Below are 25310 nucleotides of genomic sequence, written 5' to 3'. Positions count from 1 at the left end.
GCGGTTCGCTACCCGGCTGACGAGCCGTTAATCGCAGTGTTCACCGCCCGCAGGTCGGACACGAGCGCGGCGAGCGCCTCGTCGCGCGCGTCGTCGGGCGCCCGCAGGATCGCCGACGGGTGGGTACTGATCACCGCCTGCGCGTCGGCGCCCGCCTGCGGGCAGGGCAGCAGCCGGCCCCGATCGGCGGTCACCTTGTACCGGGTGCCGAGCACCGCCCGGACGGCGGTCGCGCCGAGCGCCACCACCACGGCCGGTCGCACCGCGGCGTACTCGGCGGTCAGCCACGGGCGGCACGCGTTGATCTGGCCCACCGACGGCTTCTTGTGCAGCCGCGGCTTGCCCGGCGCGCGGGTGAACCGGAAGTGCTTCACCGCGTTCGTCAGGTAGCACCGCTCCCGGTCGAGCCCGGCGTCGGCGAGCGCGCGGTCCAACAACCGGCCGGCGGGACCGACGAACGGTTCGCCGGCGCGGTCCTCCTTGTCGCCCGGCTGTTCGCCGACGAGCATCACCCGGGCCGCCGCGGCGCCGTCGCCGAAGACCGTCTGGGTGGCGTCCCGGTACAGCTCGCAACCGCGGCAGCCGGCGGCCGCGGTGCGCAGCGCGGCAAGGTCGGCGTCCTCGGGGACGAACTCGGCGGCGCTCTCCGGTTCGCGCATACCGCCATCGTCGCGCCGATCGCCGGGCGGCGCGACCGGAACCGGCCGCCCGGTAGGGGAGTGGAATCAGCCGGTGTGCGGGTCTTTCGCCCGGTGCGTGTTCGGGTGCACGATGGGCAAGATCCTCATTCGCGGCGACTGCGGGGGACGCCCGAGGGCCAGGGAGAAGCCCATGGACGCTCTTGCACAGTCCTTCCACCAACCGCTGACCCCGCTGGCCGGGGTCCTGGGAAGTACGTTGATCGCCCTGGTGCCGGTCGCGGTGCTGCTGGTGCTGCTCGCCGTGGTCCGGATGTCGGCCTGGCGCGCGGTACTGGTCGGTTCCGCGGTCACCGTGCTGCTCGCCATCTTCTGCTGGCACGCGCCGGTGGGTGACACGTTCGCCGCGTACGGCCTGGGCGCCGCGAGCGGTGTCTGGGCGGTCGACTGGATCGTGTTCTGGGGCGTGATCATCTACAACACGATGCGGGTCACCGGCGCGTTCGACGCGTTCAAGGACTGGCTGGTGCACCAGGCCACCGCCGACATCCGGGTGCAGACGATCCTGCTCGCCTGGGCGTTCGGCGCGCTGATGGAGGGGCTGGTCGGCTTCGGCTACCCGTGGGCGGTGGTGGCGCCGATCCTGATCGGGCTGGGCGTGGCCGACCTGGCCGCGATCCGGGTCGCCGCGATCGCGAACAACGCACCGGTCTCGTTCGGCGCCCTCGGCGCCCCGATCGTCGGCCTGGCCGCGGTCACCGGGCTGCCGCTGCTGGAGCTGTCCGCCTCGATCGGCAAGATCGTCGCGGTACTGGCGCTGCTGCCGCCGTGGATCCTGATCTATCTGGTGGCCGGCCGGCGCGGGTTCCGGGACGGCTGGCCGCTGGCGGTGGTCGGCTCGCTGGCCTACATTGCCGGCCAGTTCCCGGTGTCCCAGTGGGTCGGCCCGTACCTGCCGGACATCACCGGGTCGCTGGTCTGCTTCGTCGCGCTGCTGGTACTGCTGAGGTTCTGGCGGCCGAAGCGGACCCTCGGCTACGGTGGCGTGGAGCTGACACCCTCCACTGTGGACTCGCGCGGGCCCGGGCTGCGCAGCGCGGTGCGCGGGCTGATCCCGTTCGGAATCCTGATCGTGGTGGTGGTGGCGTGGACCGGGCCGTGGTCGCCGCTGCCCAAGTGGGTGCCGTTCAAGCCGTCCGTCACGGCGGTCGGTTCGCTGGACCACCAGCCGATCTCGGTGAACTGGTCGTTCGCGCCGGCGATCGCCGGCACCGCGATCCTGGTCGCGGCGCTGATCGTCGCGGCGGTGCTGCGGCCCCGGCCGGCGCAGATCCGTACCGTGTTCGTCGACACGTTCCACCAGATGTGGGGCGCGTTGCTGGTGGGGCCGTTGGTGTTCGGCCTGGCGTACGTGTTCAACTTCGCCGGGATGGCCAGCTCGATGGCGAACGGGTTCGCCAAGCTCGGCGTCGCGTTCATCATCGTCGCACCGCTGCTGGGCTGGATCGCGGTCGCCCTGTCCGGCTCGAACACCTCGTCCAACGCCGTCTTCGGCGCCTTCCAGCTGTCCGTGGCCCGCATCCTCGGCGCGCCGCCGCTGCTGTTCCCGTCGCTGAACTCGGTCGGTGCCGAGGTCGGCAAGCCGGTCGCGCCGCAGACCGCGAGCGTCGGCGTGTCCACCACCAGGTTCGTCCGCAACGAGGGGGAGGTCATCCGGTACAACCTGGGCTGGACGCTGGTGATCCTGGCCTGGCTGGTACTCGTCGGCCTGCTCTACTACTTCGTCTTCCCGGACACCATGCGGCTGTGACAGCACGTCGTCGATCTCGGGCTCGCCTCGCCCGGCCCGCCACGGCGGGGCGCCCGTGCGGTCGGTCGGTCGGTCGTGACGTCGTGGCCGACGATGCGATGCCGGGCGTGGACCCGGGTGCTCGATCGGCGCACCTGCCGGTCCCGGGTCCTCGACCGGTGCCCGTGGCGGCCCCCGGGCCTCGATCGGGTGGCCCGGGGGCCCGGTCCCTGAGCGGCGCCGGTTCGCGGGCCGGGTCGCCGAGCGGCGCGGGATGGCCAAGCGCCGGGCCGGGCTGTGCCGCGCCCGGAGGTCAGCGCCGGGGTGGCTGGGTCGCGATCCTGGGCTGGCGGCCGAGGAGCAGCAGGATCTCGTCGAGCGGGGCCACCGCGGTGGGTATCGGGCGGGCCGGGGCGAACGCGGCGCCGGGAGCGCGCCGTTCGGCCCCGTCGGGTACCGCTCGGGCGATGTGCAGGGCGGCGGCGAGCACCGCGCCGTCCAGTGGCGGGGCGTCGACGTCGAGCGCGGTGGCGACGTCCCAGCCGTGCACGACGTAGTCGACCAGGTGGAAGCCGACCGCCTGGGCGGCGGGGAAGTCCGGCGCCCGCGCGATCTCGGGCAGGGCGAACCTCCGGCCGTCGAGGTCGGGCGCGGCGAACGCGGCGAGCACCTGTTCGGCGGCGGCCAGGTGGGCGGCGACCGGATCGGTCGCGCGCACCGGTCGCCACGCTGCGAGGTCGTCGCCATCGCCGGCGGCGGCAGCGGCGAAGCCGCGGTGCTGCCCGGTCATGTGCGCCAGCAGCGCGGCCAGATCCCAGTCGCCGCACGGGGTGGGCCGGGGCAGGTCGGCGGGGGTCACTCGGCGGACGAGGTCGGAGCTGGCCCGCACCGCGCGGCTGTCCAGCTCCACGAGCAAATCGATATGCATGTGCCTATGATCTGCGAGTGCATATGATTTGTCAAGGCGTAGATTCCCGGTATGGCCGAGCCCGCGAACCGACCCGACCTGGCCGCGATGATCGTGCCGCTCGGCAGATCCCTGATGGCGGCCGAACAGCCGATCCTCGCCGCGCACGGGCTCACGATGTGGGCCTACGTGGTGCTCAGTCACCTGAGCGCCACGCCGACCCGGACCCAGGCCGCACTCGCCGACGCGATCGGCGCCGACCGCACCCGGATCATCGGCGTGCTCGACGAGTTGCAGCAGCGCGGTCTCATCCGGCGCGAGCCCGACCCGGCCGACCGGAGGGTGCGGCTTCTGTCGCTGACCGCCGCCGGCCGTCACCTGCGCGAAACCGTCAGTGCCGCGATCCAGGCCAACGAGGAGCGTCTGCTCGCAGCGCTGGCGCCGGCCGACCGGCGGGCGCTGCTGCGCTCCCTGCGAACCCTCGCCGACCTCCCGCGAGAGCGGCTCGCCGGCACCGACTGACCAGCCGGCCGCGCCCCGACCCCAGCCCGCGTCGATCGTGGACGCGTGCCTCGTGTGCCTTCGATCGTGAACGCGTGCCTCGTGCGCGCTCGATCGCTGCCTCGTGCCTCGTGCCTCGTGCGCGCTCGATCGCGGACTCGTGCCTCGTGCCTCGTGCGCCCGCGATCGCGGACTCGTGCCCGCGTTGTCGTCGATCGAGGAACCGTGCCGGCGACTCGCGCGTGACGCGGCGACGGCGACTCCTGGATCGCGGTGGCAGCCCGGCGCGACGTCGCGGTCGCCGGGGCTGGCTCAGGACGCGGCTTGCCCGCGGACCTGCAGGTCGTCGAGCAGGTGCTGGGTGGCGTGCGCGATCTCGGCGACCGCCCGGTCGAACGCCTCCTGGTTGTGCGCGGCCGGGGCGCGGAAGCCGCTGATCTTCCGCACGTACTGCAGGGCTGCGGCCCGCACGTCGGCGTCGGTGACCTCGGTCGCGTACGGCGGGCGCAGGGTCTTGATGCTTCGGCACATGCCCCGACCGTAGCGCCGGGGTGTGACGCGCGAGGCGTCTCGCGGTGCGGGCTGCCGGGGCGCTGCACGCGGCGATGGGCACGAGCCCGCCGCGGGGTACCCCCGTACGGAGGCTTGACCGGCCTGGTTGCGGTCAGGTAAAACGATGAACCAATCAGGTAAAACGTTTGTTCACCCGGTGGGGATGGCGTCGTGCAGACAGTCACGCGGTACTTCGAGGACCATGCCGTCGACGATCGACGGCTCAGCACCGGCCGGACCATCACCGAATCGGACATCGTGCTGCACGCCGGGCAGACCGGCGACTGGTTCCCGCACCACGTCGACGCGCAGTGGTGCGCCGAGCAGGAGTTCGGCCAGCGCATCGCGCACGGCACGCTGATCCTGTCGGTGGCGGTCGGAATGACCGCCACCGACATCAACCCGGCCTCGGTCAGCTACGGGTACGACCGGATCCGGTTCGTCGCGCCGGTGTTCATCGGCGACACCATCCACGCCGAGGCCCGCGTCACCGGGCTGCGCGAGCACCGCAGCCGCACCGACGCCGGCTTCGTCGACGAGCTCGTCACCGTGACCAACCAGCACGGCGCGGTGGTGCTCGTCCTCACCCACATCTACCTGGTGCGGCGGCGACCGGCAGGAGACGCCGGATGACCGGGTGCGAGCGGGCGAGCCGGGAATGCTGCCCGTCCGGGCGTCTCAGCTGGCTTGCGACGAAGGAGGAAGGCCGATGAGGAACCGGCCGAGCCTGTCCGACGTGGCCAAGCGGGCCGAGGTGTCGGTGTCGCTGGTGTCGCGCATCCTGTCCGGCGACCCGACGGTGCGGGCCCGCCCGGAGACCCAGCAGCGGGTGCACGAGGTCGCCGCCGAGCTCGGGTACCAGCCGCACGGCGCGGCGCGGGCGCTGCGGCTGTCCCGGGCCGGTGCGCTGGGCCTGGTCGTGCACGAGGTGTCCAACCCGATCCACGCCGAGATCATCCGCGGCGCGCAGGCCGCCGCGACCGCCGCCGGCCAGGTACTGCTGCTGTCCGATGCCCCGGAACTCGCCGCCAACGCGGACGCGTTCGCCCAGCTGGTCGGTACCGGCCGGATCGACGGGCTGATGTGGCAGGGCAGCGGCGAGAGCTACGACGACGAGCTGGTCGCCCGCGCCGCCCGGCAGCTGCCCACCGTGCTGGTCAACAGCCGTCCCCGGGCCGGCGTACCGGCGCTGCGGCTCGACGACGAGGCCGCGGCCCGGCTCGCGGTCGAGCACCTGGTCGGCCTGGGGCACCGCGACATCGGGTACGTCGGCGGCCGGCCCGGCGCCGACCTCACCGAACGCCGGCACGCCGGGTACCTCGCGACGCTGCGCGCGCACGACCTGCCGATCCGGCCGGAGTGGACGGTCGAACGGGAGTGGGACGCGCCGGCCGGCCACGCGGCGATGGCCGAGCTGCTCGGCACCGACCCGCGGCCGAGCGCCGTGTTCGTGGCGAACGTGGTGGTCGCGGTCGGCGCGCTCGCCGCGGCCCGGGAAGCCGGCATCCGGGTACCCGAGCAACTGTCGATCATCGCCGTGCACGATGCCTGGTTCGTCGCGCACGGCGCGCCACCGCTGACCACGGTCCGGCTCCCGCTGGACCGGCTCGGTGCCGAGGCGGTGCGGCTGCTGCTCGCCGGCGACACCGGCCACGCCGGCCGCGGATCCGGCGGCGCCGGCCCGGCCGGCGTGGTGCTCGCCGAGCCGCCGCCGGAACTGCTCGTCCGAGGCTCCACCACCCGACCGGAAGGGATGCGCTGACCGTGTTGCGCGGCATGACCTGGAACCATCGACGCGGCCTCGCGCCGCTGCTCGCGGCGACCGAGCGGTTCGGCGTGCCGATCCGCTGGGAGGCGCGGTCGCTGCGCGAGTTCGAGGACGTGCCGGTCGCCGATCTCGCCGCGAAGTACGACCTGATCGCCGTCGACCACCCGTTCATGGGCCAGGCCGCCGCCACCGGGGCGTTCCTGCCGCTGGACGGTGTGCTGCCGGCCGAGGTGCTCGACGCGCAGCGGGCCGGCAGCGTCGGGCCAAGCTTCGCCAGCTACACCTGGCAGGGCCGGCAGTGGGCGCTGCCGATGGACGCCGCCGCGCAGGTCAGCGCGTACCGGCCGGATCTGCTGCCGGCGCCGCCGACCCGCTGGGACGAGGCGCTGGAGCTGCTGCGCGGCGGCGCGGTCGCCGGCCTGATGCCGGCCAACCCCACCCACCTGTGGTCCAGCTTCCTGTCGCTGTGCCACCAGCGCGCCTCGCTGGCCGGACCGGTCACCGCCACCGGCCCGGACTCGCGGCCGAGCTGGTGGCCGGCCGGCGGGATCGAACCGGACGTGGCCGCCGCCGCGCTCGGCCAGCTGCGCGCCGTGCTCGCCGTGGTCGACCCGGCGTCGCTGTCCAGCGACCCGATCCAGGTGCTGGACACGATGGCCACCGGTGACCGGATCGGGTACGCACCGCTGGCCTTCGGCTACGTCAGCTACGCCCGGCCGGCCGCCGACCGGCAGCTGGTCCGGTTCGCCGACGCGCCCAGCGCGACCGGAGCACCGGTCGGCACCATGCTCGGCGGCGTCGGGCTGGCCGTCTCGGCGCACTGCGCGGACCCGGACCCGGCGCTGCGGTTCGCCGCCGCGGTGGTCGATCCGGCTTTCCAGTCCGGCGGGTACGCCACCGCCGGCGGGCAGCCCGGCCACCGCGCCGCGTGGACCGACCCGGCGGTCAACGCGGCCAGCAGCGACTTCTTCGCCGCCACGCTGGCCACCCTGGACCGCTCGTTCCTGCGTGGCCGGGACGCCGGCTACCCGGCGTTCCAGCGGGCCGCCGGCGAGGCGCTGCATGCCGGGATCCGGCGTGGTGACGGCGATCGCGAGATCCTCGGCAGCATCGCCGAACGGTGGCAACGACGATGACCGACACCACCCTGGCGGTACTGACCCGGCGGGCGCACGAACGGTACCCGTCGGCGCCCGCGGTGCTCGGCGCGTCCGGCGGGCTCGACTTCGCCGCGCTCGGCGCCGCCGCCCGTCGCATCGCGTACCGGCTGGACCGGCGCGGGCTGCGCGCCGGCGACCGGGTGCTGCTCGCGCTCGCCAACTGCGCGGAGTTGATGCTCTGCGAGCATGCCCTGTTCGGTTCCGGGCTGGTCCGGGTGGCGGTGTCGGAGCGGCTGCATCCGCGCGAGATCGCCGGCATCGCCGCCGACTGCGCCGCCGCGCTGGTCGTCTGCGAGCCGGCCGCCGCTCCCGCGGTGCGTGACCTGCTGCACCGGGACGAGGCGACGGCTCGTACCGTCGTGCTCCCGGCGGCCGAGGCCGCCGCGCTGGCCGAGCCGGGCGTGCCGGACCGCTGGCCGGACCGGCCGCTGCCCGGCGCCGACGACCTGGCCGCGCTGATGTACACGTCCGGCTCCACCGGGCGGCCGAAGGGCGCGATGGTCAGCCAGCGTGGCTGGGTGGCGATGCTGCGCGGGTTCTGGGCCGCGCTGCCGCCGCTGGGACCCGGTGACGTGGCGGTGCACGCGGCGCCGATGAGCCACTTCGGCGGCTCGGTGGGCACCGCGGTCACGCTGCGCGGCGGCGCCGCGGTACCGGTGCGCCGGTTCGACCCCGGTGCGGTGCTGGACACCGTGGCACGCCACGGCGCGACGGTACTGCCGAGCGTGCCGACGATGCTCAAGTCGCTCACCGAGGCGGCCGCCGGGCGCGACGATCTCGGCTGCCTGCGCGCGATCCCGTACGGCGGGTCGGGCATCTCGGCGCCCGCCGCGGCCCGCGCCCAGCAGGTGTTCGGTACGGTGCTCTACCAGTGCTACGGCCTGAGCGAGGCGCTCGCCCCGGTCACCGTGCTGGACGCCCGCGACCACGCGGCGGGCGGGCCCCGGCTCGCCGCCGCCGGCCGCCCCACCCCCGAGGTGGAGATCCGCATCGTGCCCGCCGACGGGCAACCGCCCGAGGCGGCCGCAACCGGCTCCGTCGGCCAGGGCGGGGCCGGACCCGCCACCGCCACCGGTGGGTCCGATGTGGACGGTGCCGCCAGTTCGGAGCCGATCGGCGAGGTGTGGCTGCGGGGAGACTGCGTGCTGCCCGGCTACTGGGCCCGGCCGGAGGCGACCGCGGCGGCGCGCACGCCGGGCGGCTGGTTCCGCACCGGCGATGTCGGCCGCATCGACGCCGACGGCTACCTGTACCTGGTCGACCGGATCTCCGACGTGATCGTGTCCGGCGGCTTCACCGTCTACCCGTCCGAAGTGGAGCGTGCCATCGCCGAACTGCCCGAGGTCGCCGACGTCGTCGTCTTCGGGGTATCGCACGAGCGGTGGGGCGAGGCCGTGGCGGCGCTGGTGGTACCGGCCGCCGGCGCCGCACTGTCCACAGCGGACGTCGTCCAGGCCTGCCGGGACCGGCTGGCCAGCTACAAGAAACCGTTGCAGGTCGAGATCGCCGACTCGCTGCCCACCTCCAGTACCGGCAAGGTCGCCCGCCGCGCGCTGCGCGCCGCGGCCTGGGCCCGGCACGAGCGGCACGTCGGCCAGTGACCCCCTCCCCTCACCGAAAGGTGCCGTCATGAACGAGCGTCAGCGAGTCGAGCAGTGGTGTCCCGCGGGTACGTGCCTCCGGCGCGTTCCGGCGAAGGAGGAACGGCCATGAGCGCCGCGACTCCGGCAACCGCCGACGGCACCCGGTTCCGGTACCGCTGGGCGGTACTGAGCATGAACTTCCTGGTGCTGGGGCTCAACTACGCCGACCGGGCGGCGATCGGGGTCGCCGCACCGCTGATCATCGCCGAGTACGGCTTCAGCAAGGGCACCTGGGGCTGGATCGCCGCGGTGTTCTCGCTCGGCTACGCGCCGTTCTGCTTCATCGGCGGCGCCACCTCCGACAGGTTCGGCCCGCGCAAGGTGATGGCGCTCGCGGTCGGCTGGTGGTCGCTGTTCACCGCGCTGACCGCGGCCGGCTTCGGCTTCGTCAGTTTCATGGTGATCCGGTTCCTGTTCGGGTTCGGCGAGGGGCCGCAGGCATCGGTGACCGCGAAGACCATGTCGAACTGGTTCCCGCAGCGCAGGCTCGGCACCTCGCTGGGCCTGTCCCAGGCGTCCACCCCGCTCGGCGGCGCGGTCGGTACCCCGATCGTGGTGGCGCTGATCGAGGCGTTCGACGGCAACTGGCGCGCACCGTTCGTCATCCTCGGCGCGATCGGGGTGCTGTTCCTGGTCGGCTGGTGGGTCGTGGTCCGGGACCGCCCGGAGGCGCACCCGTGGGTACGGCCGGCCGAGGTCGAGGAGATGCGGACCGACGCCGCCGCCCACGAACAGGCGCTGACCGCCTCCGACGAGCCGGAGCGGAGCCTGCTCGGCTACCTGCGGATGCCGCTGGTACTCGCCACCGCGCTGACCTACTTCGGCTACTCCTGGGTGCTGTTCACGTTCCTCACCTGGTTCCCGGACTTCCTGCACGAGGCGCACCACCTCGACCTGTCGCAGATCGCGGTGACCGGCTCGATCCCGTGGCTGTGCGGTTTCGTCGGGCTGGCGCTCGGCGGCGTGTTCACCGACGCGCTGGGGCGCCGGATCGGACTGTTCAACTCCCGCAAGTGGACCACGGTGGTCGGCCTGCTGCTGGTGGCGTGCGCGTTCGGGCCGGTCGGCATCGTGCACTCCGCGTACGGCGCGGTCGCGCTGATGGCCGTCACCGTGTTCGTCCTGTACATCGTCGGGGCGCAGTTCTTCGCCATCATCGGGCCGGTGATCCCGTTCCGGCGGTTCGGCTCGGTCTCCGGGTTCGTGCACTTCATCGCGAACATCGCCGGCATCATCGCGCCGATCGTGCTGGGCTACGTGGTGGACGCCACCGGCTCCTGGGAGCTGTCGTTCGTGGTGTCCGCGATCGTGGTCGCGGTACCGGCCGTCCTGCTCGCCGTGCTCGGCCGGGACCGCCGCAAGCACGTGCCGAGCACCGAACCCGCCGCCGCGGCGGCATCGTAGGAAGGGGACGACCGATGCCCGCAGCCCTGGACGGCCTTCGCATCCTGGACTTCACCCAGATGATGCTCGGCCCGTACGCCACCCAGCTGCTCGCCGACCTCGGCGCCGACGTGATCAAGGTCGAGCGCCGGGACGGCGAGTGGGAGCGGCGACTGGAGATGATGGGTGAGCTGGTACGGCCGGCCGGCGACACCGGCGCCGCCGACTCCGCCGCGTTCCTCGCGATGAACCGCAACAAGCGGTCGGTCGCCGTCGACCTCAAGTCGCCGGCCGGCCGGGACGCGCTGCTGCGGCTGGCCGCGACCTGCGACGTGGTGGTGGAGAACTTCCGGCCCGGCGTGCTGGACCGGCTCGGCCTGGGCTACGACGACCTGCGCGCGGTGAAACCGGACATCATCTACTGCTCCGGCTCCGGGTGGGGTCAGGACACCGTTTTCGCCAGGGAGGGGCGGCCCGGCCAGGACCTGTTGATCCAGGCCATGTCCGGGCTCGCCGCGGCCGGCGGCCGGGCCGGCGACCCGCCGACCCCGGCCGGTACGTCCATCGTGGACGCCTCGACCGCGCTGACCCTGTCCAACGGCATCCTCGCCGCGCTGGTGGCGCGGGAACGGCACGGGATCGGGCAGCGGGTGGAGGTCGACCTGTACTCGACCGCGATCGCGTTGCAGTGCCAGGAGATCTCCGCGCTGGTCAACCAGCGGCAGCAGTGGCACCGCTCCGCCGCCGGCGTCGGCCAGGCGTGGCTGTCCGCCCCGTTCGGGGTGTACGCCGCCGCCGACGGCCACGTCGCGATCGCGATGGCGCCGGTACCGAAGGTGGCCGAGCTGCTCGGCGTGGCCGGCCTCGACGACGCCGACGCGTGGGCCGACCGGGACGCGGTCAAGACCGCGCTGGAGGCGGCCACCGCACGCCGGCCGGCCGACGAGCTGGTCGCCACGCTGCTCGGGGCGGGCATCTGGTGCGCCCGGGTGCGTACCACCGCCGAGGCGGTCGACGAGCTGCGCGAGCAGGAGCACGACCTGATCGTCACGGTCGACCACCCGAGCCACGGGCGGCTGGAGCTGATCGGCTGCCCGGTACGGCTGTCCGGCACGCCCTGGCAGCTGCGGATGCCGCCGCCGATCGCCGGCCAGCACACCGACGAGGTCCTCGCCGAGGTGCTCACCGACGACGAGCTGGCCACGCTGCGGGCGCAGGGAGCGGTCGGATGAGCAACCTGGTGATCGAACGCGACGGCGCGGTACTGACGATCCGGATCGACCGCGAGGAGGCGCTCGGCGCGCTGTCCGCGGCCATGGTCGCCGAGCTGGGGGAGCGGCTGCGCGCGGTCCGGGCCGACGGCACGGTGCGGGCGGTGGTCCTGACCGGCACCGGTCGCGGCTTCATCGCCGGCGCCGACATCGGCGAGTACGACGGGGCCAGCGCCGCCGAGTTCGACGCCTACCAGCGGCTGTCCCGGTCGGTGTTCGACGAGCTCGCCGCGCTGCCACAGCCCACCGTCGCCGCGGTCAACGGGTACGCCTTCGGTGGCGGCTTCGAGGTCGCGCTGTGCTGCGACTTCATCGTCGCCTCCGAGCGGGCCCGGTTCGCGCTGCCGGAGGTGAAGCTCGGCCTGATCCCGGGTGGTGGCGGTACCCAGCGGTTGGCCCGCGCGCTGGGTACCCGGCTGACCAAGGAGCTGGTGCTCACCGGCCGCACCCTGCATCCCGACGAGGCGGACCGGCGAGGCCTGCTGACCCGGCTGGTCCCGGCGGACCAGCTCGCCACCACCGCGGCGCAGTTCGCCGGCCAGCTCGCCGCCGGCGCACCGCTCGCGGTGCGGGAGGCGAAGCGGGTGATCGACGACGGTATCCGGCAGGACCTCGACGCCGCGCTCACCGCCGAGCAGGCGGCGCTGGCCCGGCTGTACGCCTCGGCCGACGGCCGCGAGGGCATCGCCGCCTTCGTCGCGAAACGCACCGCCACCTTCACCGGCCGCTGAGCCACGCCCGAACCGGCCGGCGCGCCGTTCTGCCTGCGCCGCAGCCGGATCGCGGGCGAACCGGCGGTGGGGTCACTCGCCGGTGTGCCCGTCGGCGAGCTCCCGGGTGATGTCGAGGTGGCCGAGGTGCCGGGCGTACTCCTGGATGAGGTGGCAGTAGATCCAGCCGAGCGTCGGGGTCGGTTCGTCGTCGGCGAACCGGCCGGTCTCGGCGCCGCGCTCGGTGATGTCGTGGCCGGCCACCGCCGCCCGGCACCGCTCGACCTCGGCCCGGTGCCCGGCCAGCAGGCTTGCCGCGGTCGCCCCGGCCGGCACCCGCCACGGCACGTCGGTGCTGTCCGGGTCGGCGTCGGCCCACACGTCGTCGAGCCGCTCGCCGGCGAAGCCCCAGCGCAGCCAGCGGCGTTCCACGTTGGTCAGGTGCCAGACCAACCCGAGCGGTGACCAGCCGGACGGCACCCGGCTGACCACGAGCTGCTCGTCGGACAGCCCGTCCAGCTTGCGCGCCAAGGCTTCCCGGTATCCGTCGAGGAACCCGGCAAGCAACTCGCCCGGGTCGTCGACCGCCGTGCTCGGCTCCCGCAACGCATCGCGCCGCGGCGCCGCCCTTCGCTCACCCATCCCGGCACCGTACCGCGCCCGCGCGCGGGCCGGTCTACGACGCCGGGTTGTGCACGCTGACCTGCATCGCGACCCGCCCGCCCGGGTTGGCCCGGAACCACTGCCCGAGCGTCGCGGTGTACGCGGTGCAGCCGGCGCCGGCCTGGTCGCCGTGCGCGGTCCGCGGCAGTACCACCGAGCAGTAGGCCAGGTAGTGCTGGCGATCGTCAAAGGGCAGTACATAGAAGGTGGCGGTCGCGGTACCGGCCGCGCCGCCGCGGTTCTGGAACACGGCCCGCATCGGGCAGCCGGGATCGCACCGGCCGCCCCAGTCCTCCGAGTACACCGTGAACAGCGGGGCGGCCTCGGCCGGGCTGGGGCTCGGCGTCGGGCTGTCCTCGGGTTCGTCCGGGCTCGGCGAGTCGGCCGGCTCGACCGGATCGGCGGGTGGCACGTACCCGGTGTCCCGGCTCGGGTGGTCGTCGACCGGGCTCCAGGTGGTGCTGGGCGTCGCCGACGGGCTGGCCCCGGCCAACACCGAGCGCAGCGGGTTCCACCCGGTGAGGGCGTTGATGCCGACCAGCACCGAGACCACGCCGCCGATGACGGTGACCAGGGCACCGAGGTGCTTCAGGTCGCCGCCATCCGAGCTGTCGGATGTCCCGGATGTGGTGTCTCCCATGGAGAGATATTACCGACCGGTGTCGAACGTGCACCAAGTGATGCGTCTGTCCTGTTCGGGAGTTGCCGCGGACAGGACCGTCAGGGCAGGTAGCCCCGACCGGTACCGGCAGGTTGCGTCACGGCGCCGGTGGACGTGGCGGCGCCGGTGGAGGTGGCGGGGCCGGTGGGCGTGGTGGTTTCGGTGGCGCCGGTGGGCGTGCCGGCCGGGGTGGCGCCGGCGGGTGCGGCGGCCGCGGTGCCGCGGGCGGGTGCGGGGGAGCGGGCGGCAGCGTGCCGAGGTCGGGCGGCTCGTCCGGCCAGACCAGCAGCACCCGGCAGGGTGCGTGGTCCAGGACGAACCGGGTCGGCGGCGCGATGCTGGGAGGGCCCAGGCGGGTGTGGTCGCCGTCCCGGGCCAGCACCAGCAGCCCGGCCCGGTCGCAGGCGGCGACCACGTCGCGTTCCGGATGCCCGGAACGGCGGGCCTGCCGGTCGGCGCGGCGGCCCAGCCGGGCCGCCGCCGCGTCGAGCAGCAGCTCCGCCGCGCGGTCCTGTTCGGCGCCGAACCGATCGAGCGGATCGGGGCCACCCCGGCCGAGCAGCGCCTCGTCCGCGCCGCCGGCGAGTTCCACCAGCCGGTCGTCGGACGTGGCGAGCAGGACCACGTCGTCGTCGCCGTTGGCGGCGGTGCCCGCCGCGTCGACCACCGACTCCCAGGTGCCGGGCAGCAGCCAGGCCACGATGCGCATCGAATCACCCGATTCCGGTCAGCCGCAGCCCGCACCATAGCGCGACGGTCGCGACGACGAGGCCCGCCGGCACGGTCGACACGCCGAGCCGGAGGAACTCGCCCGCGGCCGGCCGGGCATCGTGCGCGTGCACGATCCGGCGCCACAGCAGGGTCGCGAGCGACCCGACGTAGGTCAGGTTCGGGCCGATGTTGACGCCGAGCAGCACCGCGAGCACCAGGCCGGGTCGTGTCGCCACGACCGGCACCAGCACCAGGGTGGCCGGCAGGTTGTTGACCAGGTTGGCCAGCACCGCGGCGAGCACCGCGACGGCGAGCAGCGCGACCAGCCCGGTACCGCCGGGTACCAACGCATCGACCAGGGCGGCGAGACCGGCCCGGCGTACCGCGAGCACCACCACGCCGAGGCCGAACACGAACGCGAGGAAGCCCGGGTTCGCCGCCCGGACCAGGGGCAGCAGTGCCGCGGGCCGGCGTACCCGGCGGGCGGCGAGCACGGCCGCGCCGGCCGCGGCGACCCAGGCCGGCGCGATCCCGAACGGCTCCGCCACCGCGAACCCGGCCAGCGTCGCGGCCAGTACGGTCAGCGCGAACACCGGCGGCGCGCCGACCGGCAGCGGCGCCACCGGGTGCGTCGGGGTGCCCAGGTCGGCGGCGAAGAACCGGCGGAACACCAGGTACTCCACCGCGATCACGGCCAGCCACGGCACCGCCATCAGCCCGGTGAACGACACGAAACCCAGGCCCGACGCGGCGAACGCGAGCAGGTTGGTCAGGTTCGACACCGGCAGCAGCAGCGACGCGGAGTTGGCCAGGTGGGTGCACGCGTACACGTGCGGCCGGGCGCGCACCGACAGCAGCGCGGCGGTGCGGAACACCACCGGGGTCAGCAGCACCACGGTGGCGTCCAGGCTCAGCGCCGCGGTCACCACCGCGGCGACCGCGAACACCACCGTCAGCAGCCGCCGCGGCGAACCGCGGCTGGCCCGGGCGGCGAGCGTACCGGCGTAGTCGAAGACCCCGGCGTCCGCCGCGAGGTGCGCCAACACCAGTACCGCGGCGAGGAAACCGACGGTGGGGCCGAGCGAACCCAGCTCCTGCACCGCCACCCGGACCGGTACCAGACCGAGGGCGACGGCGAGCAGCGCCGCCGGTACCGCGGCGACCGCCTCCGGCAGCCGGCGCGGCCGCACGATCGCGAAGGCCAGCACGGCGAGCAGCAACGCCACCGCCCCCACCGTCCGCATGCCGGCAGGTTACGCGACGTACCGGCCGGCGGCCGGGAGATGCAGACGGTGCTCCCGACGGGTTTCGCTGGGCCGGAGACGGGCTTACGATGCGCCTGCCCGTCGCGTGACGGGCGTCATAGGGATCGGTTCGGCTCCCTGTGCGGGTGAACCCCTGCCGATCCGGTCCGGGAGGAGGAGGCGGTCTCTGATGACCGAACCTGAACCAGGTGGCGCGTCCGGCTCGGACGGTGCCGAGACGTCCGGCGACGTGCCCCGCCGGTCCGACCGCAGCGCCTGGAACTGGCTGCTGCTGCTGCCCATCGTCATCCCGCTGATCACACCGCTGTTCAACCGGGACTCCCCGCGGCTCGGCGGGATCCCGATGTTCTACTGGCTGCAGATCGCGTTCATCGTCCTCGGCGTCGGCGCCACCACGATCGTCTACCGGGTCGGGAAGCGGAGGCGGTCATGAGCACCGGTCACGTGATCGAACTGGTCATCTCCATCGTGCTGTTCGGTGCCGTTGCGGCGATGGGTTTCTGGGCCGCGCGGTGGCGCAAGCCCGGCGACATGATGCACCTGGACGAGTGGGGCCTCGGTGGCCGCAGCTTCGGTACCTGGATCACCTGGTTCCTGGTCGGCGGCGACCTCTACACCGCGTACACGTTCGTCGCGGTGCCGGCGCTGGTCTTCGGCGCCGGCGCGGCCGGGTTCTTCGCCGTGCCCTACACGGTGGTGGTGTACCCGCTGATGTTCCTGGTGCTGATCCGGCTCTGGTCGGTGTCGCACCGGCACGGCTTCGTCACCCCGGCCGACTTCGTCCGGGCCCGGTTCGGGTCGCCGACGCTGGCGCTGCTGGTGGCGATCACCGGGATCGTGGCGACGATGCCCTACATCGCGCTGCAACTGGTCGGCATCTCCGCGGTACTCAAGACGATGGGCCTCGGCTCGCACTGGCCGCTGGTCATCGCGTTCCTGGTGCTCGCGGCGTACACGTTCCAGTCCGGGCTGCGGGCGCCGGCGCTGATCGCGTTCGTCAAGGACCTGCTGATCTACGCGGTGATCATCGTCACCGTCATCTACATCCCCTACAAGCTCGGCGGGTTCGGGCACATCTTCGACGCGGCGAGCAAGCACTTCAGTGCCGCGACACCGCCGACCGGCTCGACGGTGCTGGGCTCCAACAACCAGCTCAACTACGCCACCCTGGCGTTCGGCTCGGCGCTCGCGCTGTTCCTCTACCCGCACAGCGTGACCGGGGTACTGGCGTCCAAGAGCCGCAACGTGATCAAGCGCAACATGTCGGCGCTGCCGGCGTACTCGTTCCTGCTCGGGCTGATTGCGCTGCTGGGCTTCATGGCGATCGCGGCCGGCACCACGCCGATCGGCAAGGACGGCAACACGATCGTGCCGCGGCTGTTCGACCAGATGTTCCCGAGCTGGTTCGCCGGCGTCGCGTTCGCGGCGGTCGGCATCGGTGCCCTGGTACCGGCGGCGATCATGTCGATCGCGGCGGCGAACCTGTTCACCCGCAACATCTGGCGCGAGTACATCAAGCGGGACGCCTCGCCGCGGCACGAGGCGTGGGTGAGCAAGATCGTGTCGTTGCTGGTGAAGTTCGGCGCGCTGCTGTTCATCGTGGTGCTCAACCCGCAGTTCTCCATCGACCTGCAGCTGATCGGCGGCGTCATCATCCTGCAGACGCTGCCGTCGGTGGCGCTGGGGCTGCTCACCCGCTGGTTCCACCGCTGGGCGCTGGTGATCGGCTGGGCGGCCGGGATGGCGATCGGGATGTGGATGCTCTACACGATTCCGAACCCGAAGACCGGGCACCTGCACTTCGGTGGGTCGGCGTTCTCGCTGTCGAAGCTCGGCCTCGACACCGACTGGACGATCTACACCGGCTTCGTCGCGGTCATCGTCAACCTGCTGGTCGCGGTGATCGCCACGCTGATCCTCAAGGCGGCCAAGGCTCCCGACGGTGCCGACGCCACCACGGCGGACGACTACACCGCCGACGAGGGCGACCCGAAGGTCTCGGAGGTGCCGGTCGCGGTCTGAGCCCGTCAGCACCATCCGCGGCGCCCGCTCCGATCCCGGAGCGGGCGCCGTCGTCTGCCGGTACCCCTCCGTACGACGCCGCCGGCCGGCCGAAAGGTTGCCTCCGGGCCGGTCAGCTTTTCGCCGTGATCGCCTCGTGTAAGGGGTATGAGACGGACGCTCCTGATCGTCGCCGGCATCGTCGTCGGCGTGCTGCTGACCGGTGTCGGCCTGTGGGTCGACCCGGCCCACACCGCCGACCCGACGCCGGCCGCCGCGGCGCAGACCGACCCCGCCGCGCACCCGAAGTCCACCGCTCCGGCGGCGGCGCCGTCCGGGACGCCGCCCGCACCGTCGGAGCCACCCGCGACCAGCCGCACCACCGTGCCGACCCCGGGGCCGGCACCGTTGGCCGACCGTGCCGTCCACGGCGCGCTCGGCGCCGTCGTCGGCGGCCGGGTCGGCCTCGCCGTGTACGACCTGCGCACCGACACGCTGCTCGCCGACAGCGGTGCGCAGCGGGTGTTCCCGACCGAATCGGTGGTCAAGCTGCTGATCGCGCTGGACGCGCTGGACCGGGGCGATTCCGCCGACCTGGTCGCCGAGATGCTGTCCCGGTCCGACGACCGGACCGCAACCCGGCTGTGGGACCTCGGCGGGGGACCGCGGATCGTGTCCCGGATGGCGCGGCGGCTCGGGCTGGCGCACACCACCCCGCCGCGGCTCGGGTACATGTGGGGCGACACCCGGACCACCGCGAGCGACCTGATCACGCTCTACCGGTACCTGCTGCACGCCGCCCCGGCCGGGGACGCCGACGTGATATTCACTGCGCTGAGCAACGCCACCCGGCTCGGCGCGGACGGGTTCTACCAGTACTTCGGGATACCCGACGCCGCCGGTGACCGCGCCTGGGCGGTCAAGCAGGGCTGGGCCTGCTGCCGGCCGGACCGCGCCCTGCACACCACCGGCATCGTCGACGGCCGCTACCTGATCGTGGTACTGACCACCCATCCGCCGCAGACCAGCTGGGCCACCGCCGAACGCCAGCTCACCACCCTCGTCACCCGGCTCCTCCGGCACCTCCCCCCGATCGGCGCGGGCGCGCGAAAGTGACTCCAAGCCGCGCGGACGGCGATCGGTCTGGCGGCAGGTCCACGATGCGCGGACGGCGGCCCGACTGGACGCGGGTGGCGACCGGCACGGGTCGGCGGGCCGGACCGATCAGGCGGTCCCCGGGACGTAGCTGCCGAAGTGCCAGTGGTGTCCTTCCGGGTCGCGAGCGGAGTACTCGCGGGAGCCGTACGGCATGTCGGTGGGCGGCATGGTGATCCCGGCGCCGGCCGCGCTCGCCGTGGCGCAGTGCTCGTCCACATCGGACACTCGCAGGTAGACCGAGCACGGGACGAACCGGAAGTCGGCGGTGTCGGTGGTGGCGAACCCGGCCGGCGCCGAGTTGATCGCGATCACCGCGTCGCCGTGGCGCAGTTCGGCATGCGCGATCGCGCCGTCCGGGCCGGGCAGCACCGTCACGCGCTCGAATCCGAACGCGTCGCACAGCCAATCGATCGCTGCCGGCGCGTCCACGTACCGGAAGGTGGGCATCAGATCCGTCATTCCCGCGACGCTAGCCGGCCGGCCCGCCGGTGGCTTGGAAGAATGGGAACTCGTCCTGCCAGCGTGCCGGGCTCACCCCGACCAGCGACCGGAAGTCCCGGGCCAGGTGCGCCTCGTCGAAGTATCCGCAGCGGGCGGCGACCTCGGCCAGCGGCGCCGGCCCGCCCGACAGCAGCCGCCGGGCCGCCCGGCACCGCACGATCCGGCCGTACGTCTTGGGCGACACCCCGGTCAGCTCGGCGAACCGGCTGGACAGGTACCGCCGGCTGCAGCCGAGTTCGGCGGCGAGCTGCGCCACCCCGATCCGTCCACCGGTACCGATCAGCAGCCGCCACGCCCGCTCGGCGACCGGCGCCGGTGGGGTCGCGGTGGCGAGCCCGGCCAGGTCGGTGTCGAGCAGATCGAAGCGGGTCGCCCAGTCCGGCGCGCAGGCGAGCCGGTCGAGCAGCCGGTCGGCCGCCGGCCCGAGCAGGTCGCCGAGACCGACGGTGGGCCGGCCCAGTTCGCTGAGCGGCAGGCCCAGCAGCCGCCGGGCTCCGGGCGGGGACAGCACGATCTCCAGCCCGTACTGCTCGCCGTGGTACTCGGTCGTCGAGTACCGGTCGCCGACGCCGGCGACGAAGCTGCCGGTGAGAGTCTGCCGGCGGGCGCCGTCCAGCACGTCGATCGGCGGCCCGAAGGTCAGGATCACCGCCACGTCGCCGGTCGGCGCCTCCCGCCGGCGCACCGGCCGCACCGAACTCTCCCGGTAACCGGCGCACCAGCCCGGCCAGCGCCGGCGCCGGTGGCCGGTAGGCCATCGTCCACCAGCCGCCCGGCGTCTCGCCCCGAAACAACCGAAACGCCATCCCCCGGACGTTACCCGCGCCGGCTGGTCGCCCGCCCGGCCTTGCCGGTCGCATCGGAAGCGTGGCGGCACGGCACGAATCGGGTGGCTGGCCGGGCGGACCTCGCTAACCGGTCGACGTGTCCGCCAGGGCCGGCTCGACCAGAAGGGTGGCGCTGCGGCGCACCCGCTGGGCGGTGACCGCGGTGGCGCCCAGCCCCAGCACCGCCGCGACCACCACCACCAGGTGCGGCGCGAGGTACTCCGCGGCAGCACCGGCGGCGGCCATCCCGACCGCCTGGCCGAGCATCAGCCCGCCGGAGTTGACCGCCATCGCCCGGCCGGCCAACCGTTCCGGTACCGCGGCGAGGAACCACTGGTCGAGCCCCACCAGGTAGGCCGAGCACAGCCCGGCGCCGAACAGGGCCAGCACCGCCACCGGCAGCCCGGGATGGACCACGAACGCCGTCAGCGGGGCCAGCGAACCGATCGCCAGCGGCAGCACCAGCCGCGACCGGAGCCGCTCGGAGAGCAGCCCGGCACCGAGCTCACCGAGTACCGTGCCGGCCGGTACCGCGGTCATCAGCAGCCCGAGGCCGACCGGGCCCTGCCCGATGCCGTGCGCGTACGGTGCGGCGAGCGCCTCCGGTGCCACCGCGAACACCGGCGGCACCCACCACAGCGCCAGCAGCGCCCGGATCCGCGGCGCGCCGAAGACCGCGCGCAGCCCGCGTACCGAGTCGCCCAGCATGCTGCCGGCACCGCCGCGCGCCGGCCGCCACCGGGTCCCGATCCGCAGCAGCAGCGCCGAGACCACGAAACCAGCCGCCTCGCCGACCAGCGCGAACCGCGGCGACACCAGGACGAGCAGCAGCCCGCCGACCGCGAACCCGGCCAGCTGCGCCGCCTGCGTCACCACCCGGATCAGCGAGCGCGCCAGTACCGCGGCCGGGCCCGGCACGATCTCCGGGATGCTCGCCGCGCGGGCGGCGCCGAAGATCGGCGTCACGGTGGCGCTGGCGAACCGCAACGCGAGCAGGGCGCCCACCGGCAGCCCGGGTACCGCCATCGCGGCGACCAGCACCGCGGACAGCAGGTTGCACCCGACCAGCACCGATCGGGTCGGGTAGCGGTCGGCGATCGAGGCGAGCACGGTGCCGCCCAGCGCGTACGGGACGAACCCGACGGCGAACGTCGCCGCGGTCAGGAACGCCGAGCCGGTCGTCCGGTACACCAGGACGGACAGCGCGACCTCGGCCACCATCGTGCCGAGCATCGAGATCACGTGCGCGAGAAACACCGGGCGGTACTCGCGGACCGCGAACACCGCCCGGTACCGGGTGACAGCCATACCCGGCAGCTTGGCGGCCGGTACCGTCGACAGCGAGAGATTCGGTGAGGAGCGAATGATGGCGGTCACCCTGCGGTTCAGCCAGGACGACGCGCTGCGCTGCCGGTTCGCGATCTCGCCGCTGTGGGAGGCGCACGCGGCGCTGTACGAGCTGCGCGACGCGACCGAGACGCACCACCTGCCCTGGGTACGCCGAGCCCGGACGGCGCTCGCCGACGTCGACCTGTCCCCGCTGTACGCGGTGCTGCCGGTCCGCGGGTACACGCCGGACTTCGTCGCCCCGCCACCGGTCGGCCCGGCCGGCACGTTCGACGCCGAACTCGCCCGGGTCCGCGAGACCGCCCCGGCCGTCGCCGCCCGCGAACTCGCGCTCAGCCTCGACCGCCCCGGCGACCCGGAGGCCCGGCACGCCGCGCCGGAACTGCTCGCCGATCCCGCCGCCACCGTCGGCCGCCTCGCCGACCTGCTCGAAGCGGTCTGGCACGCCGCGATCGAACCGGAGTGGCCGCGGCTGCGCGGGCTGCTGGAGGCCGACATCGCGTACCGGGCCCGGCTGCTCGCCGACCACGGGCTCGCCCGGATGCTCGACGACCTGCACGCGCGCCTGTCGTACGCCGACGGGGTGCTCACCTTCGCCGCACATTGGGGCCACGACCGGCACCTCGACGGCGCCGGGCTGCTGCTGATGCCCAGCGCCTTCCTCGGCAACCGGATCGCGACCGGTTTCCCGCCTCCCTGGCAGCCGACGCTGGTGTACCCGGTGCGCGGCGCCGCGACCCTGTGGCGCCCCGCGCCGGACCCCGACGGATCGCTCGCCCGGCTGCTCGGTCGCGGTCGCGGTCGGGTACTGCTCTCGCTGTCCGAACCGGCCGCCACCACCGCGCTGGCCCACCGGCTCGGGCTCGCCCCGGCCACCGTGTCCGCACACCTCGCCGTACTGCGCTCGGCCGGCCTGGTCACCGCCGACCGGCACCGCCACGAGGTGCTGTACCGGCAGACCGCGCTCGCCGACGCGCTCATCACCTCCTGCGCCGCCGGTACCGGGTGATCACCGGCGGTGGGCAGCGACGTACGATGGCCGCGGTGGACGAGCCGGCCAGACGGTCGCGTCGCCGGGAGCGATCCCGGCGCCGAGGAACGTCCGGGCTCCACAGGGCAGGGTGGTTGTCAACGGCAACCCGGGGCGACCCGCGGGACAGTGCCACAGAAAACAGACCGCCACGGCCGCTTCGGCGGCCGTGGTAAGGGTGAAACGGTGGTGTAAGAGACCACCAGCGCCCCGGGTGACCGGGGCGGCTCGGTAAACCCCACCCGGAGCAAGGTCACAAGGGCCGTGGCGACACGGCCTGCGCAGGCGTTCGAGGGTAGCCCGCCCGAGCCTGCGGGTAGACCGCTCGAGCCCGCCGGCGACGGCGGGCCTAGATGGATGGCCGTCACCCGGGGCAGTGCCGCAAGGCGCCCCGGGCACAGAACCCGGCGTACCGGCCGACTCGTCCACCCCACCCCAGCTCCCGGCCCCGTAGTGGGTCTCTGACCTGACAAACATCGGGCGTCGTTGGTCATCCTCGGTCGGCATCGGTCGTCGTTTGACGGCCCAGCCACGGCCCAGACGGCCCCCAGACGGCCCAGCGACGGCCCAGGATCGGGACCGCGCACCGCTCGATGCCTCGACGGATCTCCACCGTCGGGGCGTCACTGTCTGTCCATCCCGTCTGCCGTCGGCCCACCCTCTGGGGTAGCGGGGCTGTCCTGTCTGGTGAAGGTGGAGCGCCCGACCGGACGTACGACCTTCGCCAGACAGGACAGGTCTGCTACGGCATCGCCTGGGTCGTCGGCGGGCGGGATGGGCAGCCTCTCGGCAACTACCCACCGACCTGCACCCGCCCGGCTGTCCCCGTCCATCCCGGAGCCTGAGCGCCCCCGCCGGAGGCATGCCCTGGCTGTGTGGCTCGGGCCGTGCTGCTCGTGCCGTGCTGCTCAGGCACGGCCAGGCGGTGAAGGCCGGAACGCCGCGCTGCGGCTCGTCTCGTCCGGCGGACCGTGACCGGCGAATCCTCGAGGGCAAGATGGCCCCGGGGTTGGGCCATCGCGGCAGCGCTCGCCCGGAACCACTGCGACCGGTGGCCACGCAGAGGCGAGCGTAAGACGGTGCCCGACAGCCTCGCCCTGGTCCTGGTGCTGCTCGTCGACGGCGGCGCCGGGCGCGGGCCGGCCTTCCGCCCGCCGAGGCCGCCAGGCCGTAGGCGGGCGGGCCTTCCCGGACCGTGCTCGGCGCCTGCGCCGCGTCAGCGGCGCCTTGATCCAGTAGAGACCAATTCGGCAGTACAACCGCGGCTGACCATGTCCTCCGTCGATCTACCCGTGACACTCGTTCCCATCTGGCCCGCCGAATGGTCGACACCACTGTCTGGGTGGAAGCGTGTATCCGATGCACAGGTCGATCTGGGCTAGCACTTTGGGCGATCTCGTTGATACGATTGTCGCGTATTCGGATAAAGCTGAGGGGACGATATGACAAGGGATCTATTAAGGGGTTTCGAAGATTATCAGATCCCGACTGGAGACGAAATACGAGACGCGTTGAATGAGGGAATCATTGCGCTCGATACGAATGTGCTCTTGAATCTCTATCGCTATAATGCGGAGACCGTAGAGGACATCCTCAACGTTCTTGAGCGAGTGAGCAATCGGTTGTTCGTTCCGAGCCAGGTTGCTCGCGAGTTTTGGCGAAACCGGCAGACGGTATTGGATAATCTTGGCAATGCCGGTCGAGATGCGCGCAAGGCGCTTGAAAAGAACTGTAAGTCTACGCAAGATGCCATTAAGCGATGGGCATCGAGTACGGCATTGTCTGGAACTCAAGTGCGTCAGTTTGAGGAAAAGATTGACTCATTCTTCGGAGAATTATTGCAAGAGATCCAACCTCGGCCTGTTGATGCGCCCATGGCACATACGCCGACGAAAGAGGACACCCTTCTTGTCAAGCTGAACTCGCTTCTTACGGATTCTGTCGGCGACCCGCTTGATGCGGACTCCTGGGAGTCTGCGGTCGAGGAAGGTGCCCGGCGAGTTGCTAACGAAGAACCGCCCGGATATATGGATCGCGAGAAGCTGGAATCCGACTTACCTGAAGGTGCCTCCGGTGATTACTTGATCTGGGTAGAGCTTCTGGCGGAGGGCGGGCGTCAAGGACTAGATCTTGTATTGATCACGGCGGATACGAAAGAGGATTGGTGGAACAGGTCTAGTGGCGGCTGGATTATCGGTCCGCGTACGGAACTGGTTAGCGAGTACTTTGGAGTCTCTGGAAAAAGGCTATATCTGCTGGAACCCGCACATCTCCTAAAGCAGTCCAATGCTGTCGGCGTAGGAACGCGACCTGAGTCGGCGCAAGAGGTTGAAAGAATTCAGAACGAGGTCGCAGATCTGGTTCCGTGGACACGTCAGTCCGTCCTGGCTGTCCTCGATCAACTTGATCGGCAAGGCTACGCGCAAGGTAGCGTGATTCGTGAGGCTGCGCGATTGGGCGGACGCATCCCGCGGGATCGTGTGTATGAGCTAGATAACCGCGATGAGTCTCAGATGCTTAGGGGATTTACGAAGCCTGTAGCTCGAATTACTTCTGAACTGCAGCAAGAGTCCAATGTGCCCTACGGGGTGCCACTACTACTTGCTGCGAGATATGAAGATGGTGTGAAAACCTCTCACTTTGAGGTTCCGCTGGAGGTTGTTGGCATACTGAGCGAGTTGCCTGGCGACTCGGTCGCATCCGATACTGAAGCGGAATCGGCGACTCGCGAGGCTATGGATCGGGAGGCTGGACCTGCTCCTCTGCTCGATGAAGATTGAAGTGCCTACTACTGAGTCTCATGCGAGCTGATATCCCGTGCTCT

At 72.6% G+C, this 25310-nt stretch carries 24 protein-coding genes and 1 other RNA gene; 15 read left to right on the top strand and 10 right to left on the bottom strand.

Going from position 1 to position 25310, the window contains the following annotated elements:
* Positions 1 to 8 precede the first annotated feature (8 nt).
* Positions 9 to 659 (bottom strand): UdgX family uracil-DNA binding protein, encoded by a 651-nt coding sequence (locus Athai_RS18325; RefSeq protein ID WP_203962612.1) that lies wholly within the window; start codon positions 657 to 659, stop codon positions 9 to 11.
* Between the two features lie 172 nt (positions 660 to 831).
* Here Athai_RS18325 and Athai_RS18320 point away from each other — a divergent pair, with 172 nt between their 5' ends.
* Positions 832 to 2448, top strand: coding sequence for an L-lactate permease (locus Athai_RS18320; RefSeq protein ID WP_203962611.1), 1617 nt, complete (start codon positions 832 to 834; stop codon positions 2446 to 2448).
* Positions 2449 to 2740: 292 nt separating this feature from the next.
* On the opposite strand, the gene Athai_RS18315 is transcribed toward Athai_RS18320, so the two are convergent.
* Positions 2741 to 3355 (bottom strand): TIGR03086 family metal-binding protein, encoded by a 615-nt coding sequence (locus tag Athai_RS18315; protein WP_203962610.1) that lies wholly within the window; start codon positions 3353 to 3355, stop codon positions 2741 to 2743.
* Positions 3356 to 3406: 51 nt separating this feature from the next.
* Between Athai_RS18315 and Athai_RS18310 the strand changes: the two genes are divergently transcribed.
* Positions 3407 to 3856 carry a MarR family winged helix-turn-helix transcriptional regulator gene (locus Athai_RS18310; RefSeq protein ID WP_203962609.1) on the top strand — a complete coding sequence of 150 codons (450 nt, stop codon included), beginning with the start codon at positions 3407 to 3409 and terminating at the stop codon, positions 3854 to 3856.
* Between the two features lie 291 nt (positions 3857 to 4147).
* On the opposite strand, the gene Athai_RS18305 is transcribed toward Athai_RS18310, so the two are convergent.
* Positions 4148 to 4366, bottom strand: a complete 219-nt coding sequence (locus tag Athai_RS18305; protein ID WP_203962608.1) for a DUF2277 domain-containing protein — start codon at positions 4364 to 4366, stop codon at positions 4148 to 4150.
* Positions 4367 to 4558: 192 nt separating this feature from the next.
* Between Athai_RS18305 and Athai_RS18300 the strand changes: the two genes are divergently transcribed.
* The 7 genes from Athai_RS18300 (at position 4559) to Athai_RS18270 (ending at position 12343) form a co-directional block, all read left to right on the top strand.
* Positions 4559 to 5020, top strand: coding sequence for a MaoC family dehydratase (locus Athai_RS18300; RefSeq protein WP_203962607.1), 462 nt, complete (start codon positions 4559 to 4561; stop codon positions 5018 to 5020).
* Between the two features lie 76 nt (positions 5021 to 5096).
* On the top strand, positions 5097 to 6149 hold the full coding sequence (locus Athai_RS18295) for a LacI family DNA-binding transcriptional regulator (RefSeq protein WP_203962606.1): 1053 nt from the start codon (positions 5097 to 5099) through the stop codon (positions 6147 to 6149).
* 14 nt (positions 6150 to 6163) lie between these two features.
* The gene (locus Athai_RS18290; RefSeq protein ID WP_203962605.1) at positions 6164 to 7291 is read left to right on the top strand and encodes an extracellular solute-binding protein; all 1128 of its coding nucleotides are present in this window, start codon (positions 6164 to 6166) and stop codon (positions 7289 to 7291) included.
* Positions 7288 to 8916, top strand: coding sequence for a class I adenylate-forming enzyme family protein (locus tag Athai_RS18285; protein WP_203962604.1), 1629 nt, complete (start codon positions 7288 to 7290; stop codon positions 8914 to 8916). The genes Athai_RS18290 and Athai_RS18285 overlap by 4 nt, the downstream gene beginning before the upstream one ends.
* 108 nt (positions 8917 to 9024) lie before the next feature.
* Positions 9025 to 10362 (top strand): MFS transporter, encoded by a 1338-nt coding sequence (locus tag Athai_RS18280; RefSeq protein WP_203962603.1) that lies wholly within the window; start codon positions 9025 to 9027, stop codon positions 10360 to 10362.
* Positions 10363 to 10376: 14 nt separating this feature from the next.
* Positions 10377 to 11573: a CaiB/BaiF CoA transferase family protein gene (locus Athai_RS18275; protein WP_203962602.1), complete on the top strand. Its 1197-nt coding sequence runs from the start codon at positions 10377 to 10379 to the stop codon at positions 11571 to 11573.
* On the top strand, positions 11570 to 12343 hold the full coding sequence (locus tag Athai_RS18270; protein WP_203962601.1) for an enoyl-CoA hydratase/isomerase family protein: 774 nt from the start codon (positions 11570 to 11572) through the stop codon (positions 12341 to 12343). Before Athai_RS18275 ends, Athai_RS18270 begins: the two co-directional genes overlap by 4 nt.
* Before the next feature lie 72 nt (positions 12344 to 12415).
* Here Athai_RS18270 and Athai_RS18265 read toward each other — a convergent pair whose 3' ends face one another.
* From Athai_RS18265 to Athai_RS18250, 4 genes are all read right to left on the bottom strand, one after another.
* Positions 12416 to 12964, bottom strand: coding sequence for a DinB family protein (locus Athai_RS18265; RefSeq protein ID WP_203962600.1), 549 nt, complete (start codon positions 12962 to 12964; stop codon positions 12416 to 12418).
* A 34-nt stretch (positions 12965 to 12998) separates the two neighbouring features.
* Positions 12999 to 13625: a hypothetical protein gene (locus tag Athai_RS18260; protein ID WP_203962599.1), complete on the bottom strand. Its 627-nt coding sequence runs from the start codon at positions 13623 to 13625 to the stop codon at positions 12999 to 13001.
* 118 nt (positions 13626 to 13743) lie between these two features.
* Positions 13744 to 14355, bottom strand: coding sequence for a universal stress protein (locus Athai_RS18255; RefSeq protein ID WP_203962598.1), 612 nt, complete (start codon positions 14353 to 14355; stop codon positions 13744 to 13746).
* Between the two features lie 4 nt (positions 14356 to 14359).
* A complete protein-coding gene (locus Athai_RS18250) occupies positions 14360 to 15601 on the bottom strand; it encodes an ArsB/NhaD family transporter (protein WP_203962597.1) in 1242 nt (413 codons plus the stop codon).
* A gap of 190 nt (positions 15602 to 15791) precedes the next feature.
* Here Athai_RS18250 and Athai_RS18245 point away from each other — a divergent pair, with 190 nt between their 5' ends.
* From Athai_RS18245 to Athai_RS18235, 3 genes are all read left to right on the top strand, one after another.
* Complete coding sequence (locus Athai_RS18245) at positions 15792 to 16055, top strand: DUF3311 domain-containing protein (RefSeq protein ID WP_203962596.1); 264 nt, start codon at positions 15792 to 15794, stop codon at positions 16053 to 16055.
* Positions 16052 to 17644, top strand: coding sequence for a monocarboxylate uptake permease MctP (gene mctP, locus Athai_RS18240; protein ID WP_203962595.1), 1593 nt, complete (start codon positions 16052 to 16054; stop codon positions 17642 to 17644). Before Athai_RS18245 ends, mctP begins: the two co-directional genes overlap by 4 nt.
* A gap of 147 nt (positions 17645 to 17791) precedes the next feature.
* On the top strand, positions 17792 to 18739 hold the full coding sequence (locus tag Athai_RS18235; RefSeq protein WP_203962594.1) for a serine hydrolase: 948 nt from the start codon (positions 17792 to 17794) through the stop codon (positions 18737 to 18739).
* Positions 18740 to 18847: 108 nt separating this feature from the next.
* On the opposite strand, the gene Athai_RS18230 is transcribed toward Athai_RS18235, so the two are convergent.
* The 3 genes from Athai_RS18230 to Athai_RS18220 form a co-directional block, all read right to left on the bottom strand.
* Positions 18848 to 19240: a VOC family protein gene (locus tag Athai_RS18230; protein ID WP_203962593.1), complete on the bottom strand. Its 393-nt coding sequence runs from the start codon at positions 19238 to 19240 to the stop codon at positions 18848 to 18850.
* Between the two features lie 10 nt (positions 19241 to 19250).
* Positions 19251 to 19976, bottom strand: coding sequence for a helix-turn-helix domain-containing protein (locus tag Athai_RS18225; protein ID WP_203962592.1), 726 nt, complete (start codon positions 19974 to 19976; stop codon positions 19251 to 19253).
* Between the two features lie 217 nt (positions 19977 to 20193).
* A complete protein-coding gene (locus Athai_RS18220; protein WP_203962591.1) occupies positions 20194 to 21417 on the bottom strand; it encodes an MFS transporter in 1224 nt (407 codons plus the stop codon).
* Positions 21418 to 21475: 58 nt separating this feature from the next.
* Here Athai_RS18220 and Athai_RS18215 point away from each other — a divergent pair, with 58 nt between their 5' ends.
* The 3 genes from Athai_RS18215 (at position 21476) to Athai_RS18205 (ending at position 25266) form a co-directional block, all read left to right on the top strand.
* Positions 21476 to 22465, top strand: a complete 990-nt coding sequence (locus tag Athai_RS18215) for an ArsR/SmtB family transcription factor (protein WP_203962590.1) — start codon at positions 21476 to 21478, stop codon at positions 22463 to 22465.
* 40 nt (positions 22466 to 22505) lie between these two features.
* An RNA gene (gene rnpB / locus Athai_RS18210) (RNase P RNA component class A) lies at positions 22506 to 22914 on the top strand.
* Between the two features lie 1014 nt (positions 22915 to 23928).
* The gene (locus tag Athai_RS18205; RefSeq protein ID WP_203962589.1) at positions 23929 to 25266 is read left to right on the top strand and encodes a PIN-like domain-containing protein; all 1338 of its coding nucleotides are present in this window, start codon (positions 23929 to 23931) and stop codon (positions 25264 to 25266) included.
* Positions 25267 to 25310 lie beyond the last annotated feature (44 nt).

This window comes from Actinocatenispora thailandica (genome assembly GCF_016865425.1).
Taxonomy (GTDB): domain Bacteria; phylum Actinomycetota; class Actinomycetes; order Mycobacteriales; family Micromonosporaceae; genus Actinocatenispora; species Actinocatenispora thailandica.
This window is presented reverse-complemented; position numbering and strand designations above follow the sequence as displayed.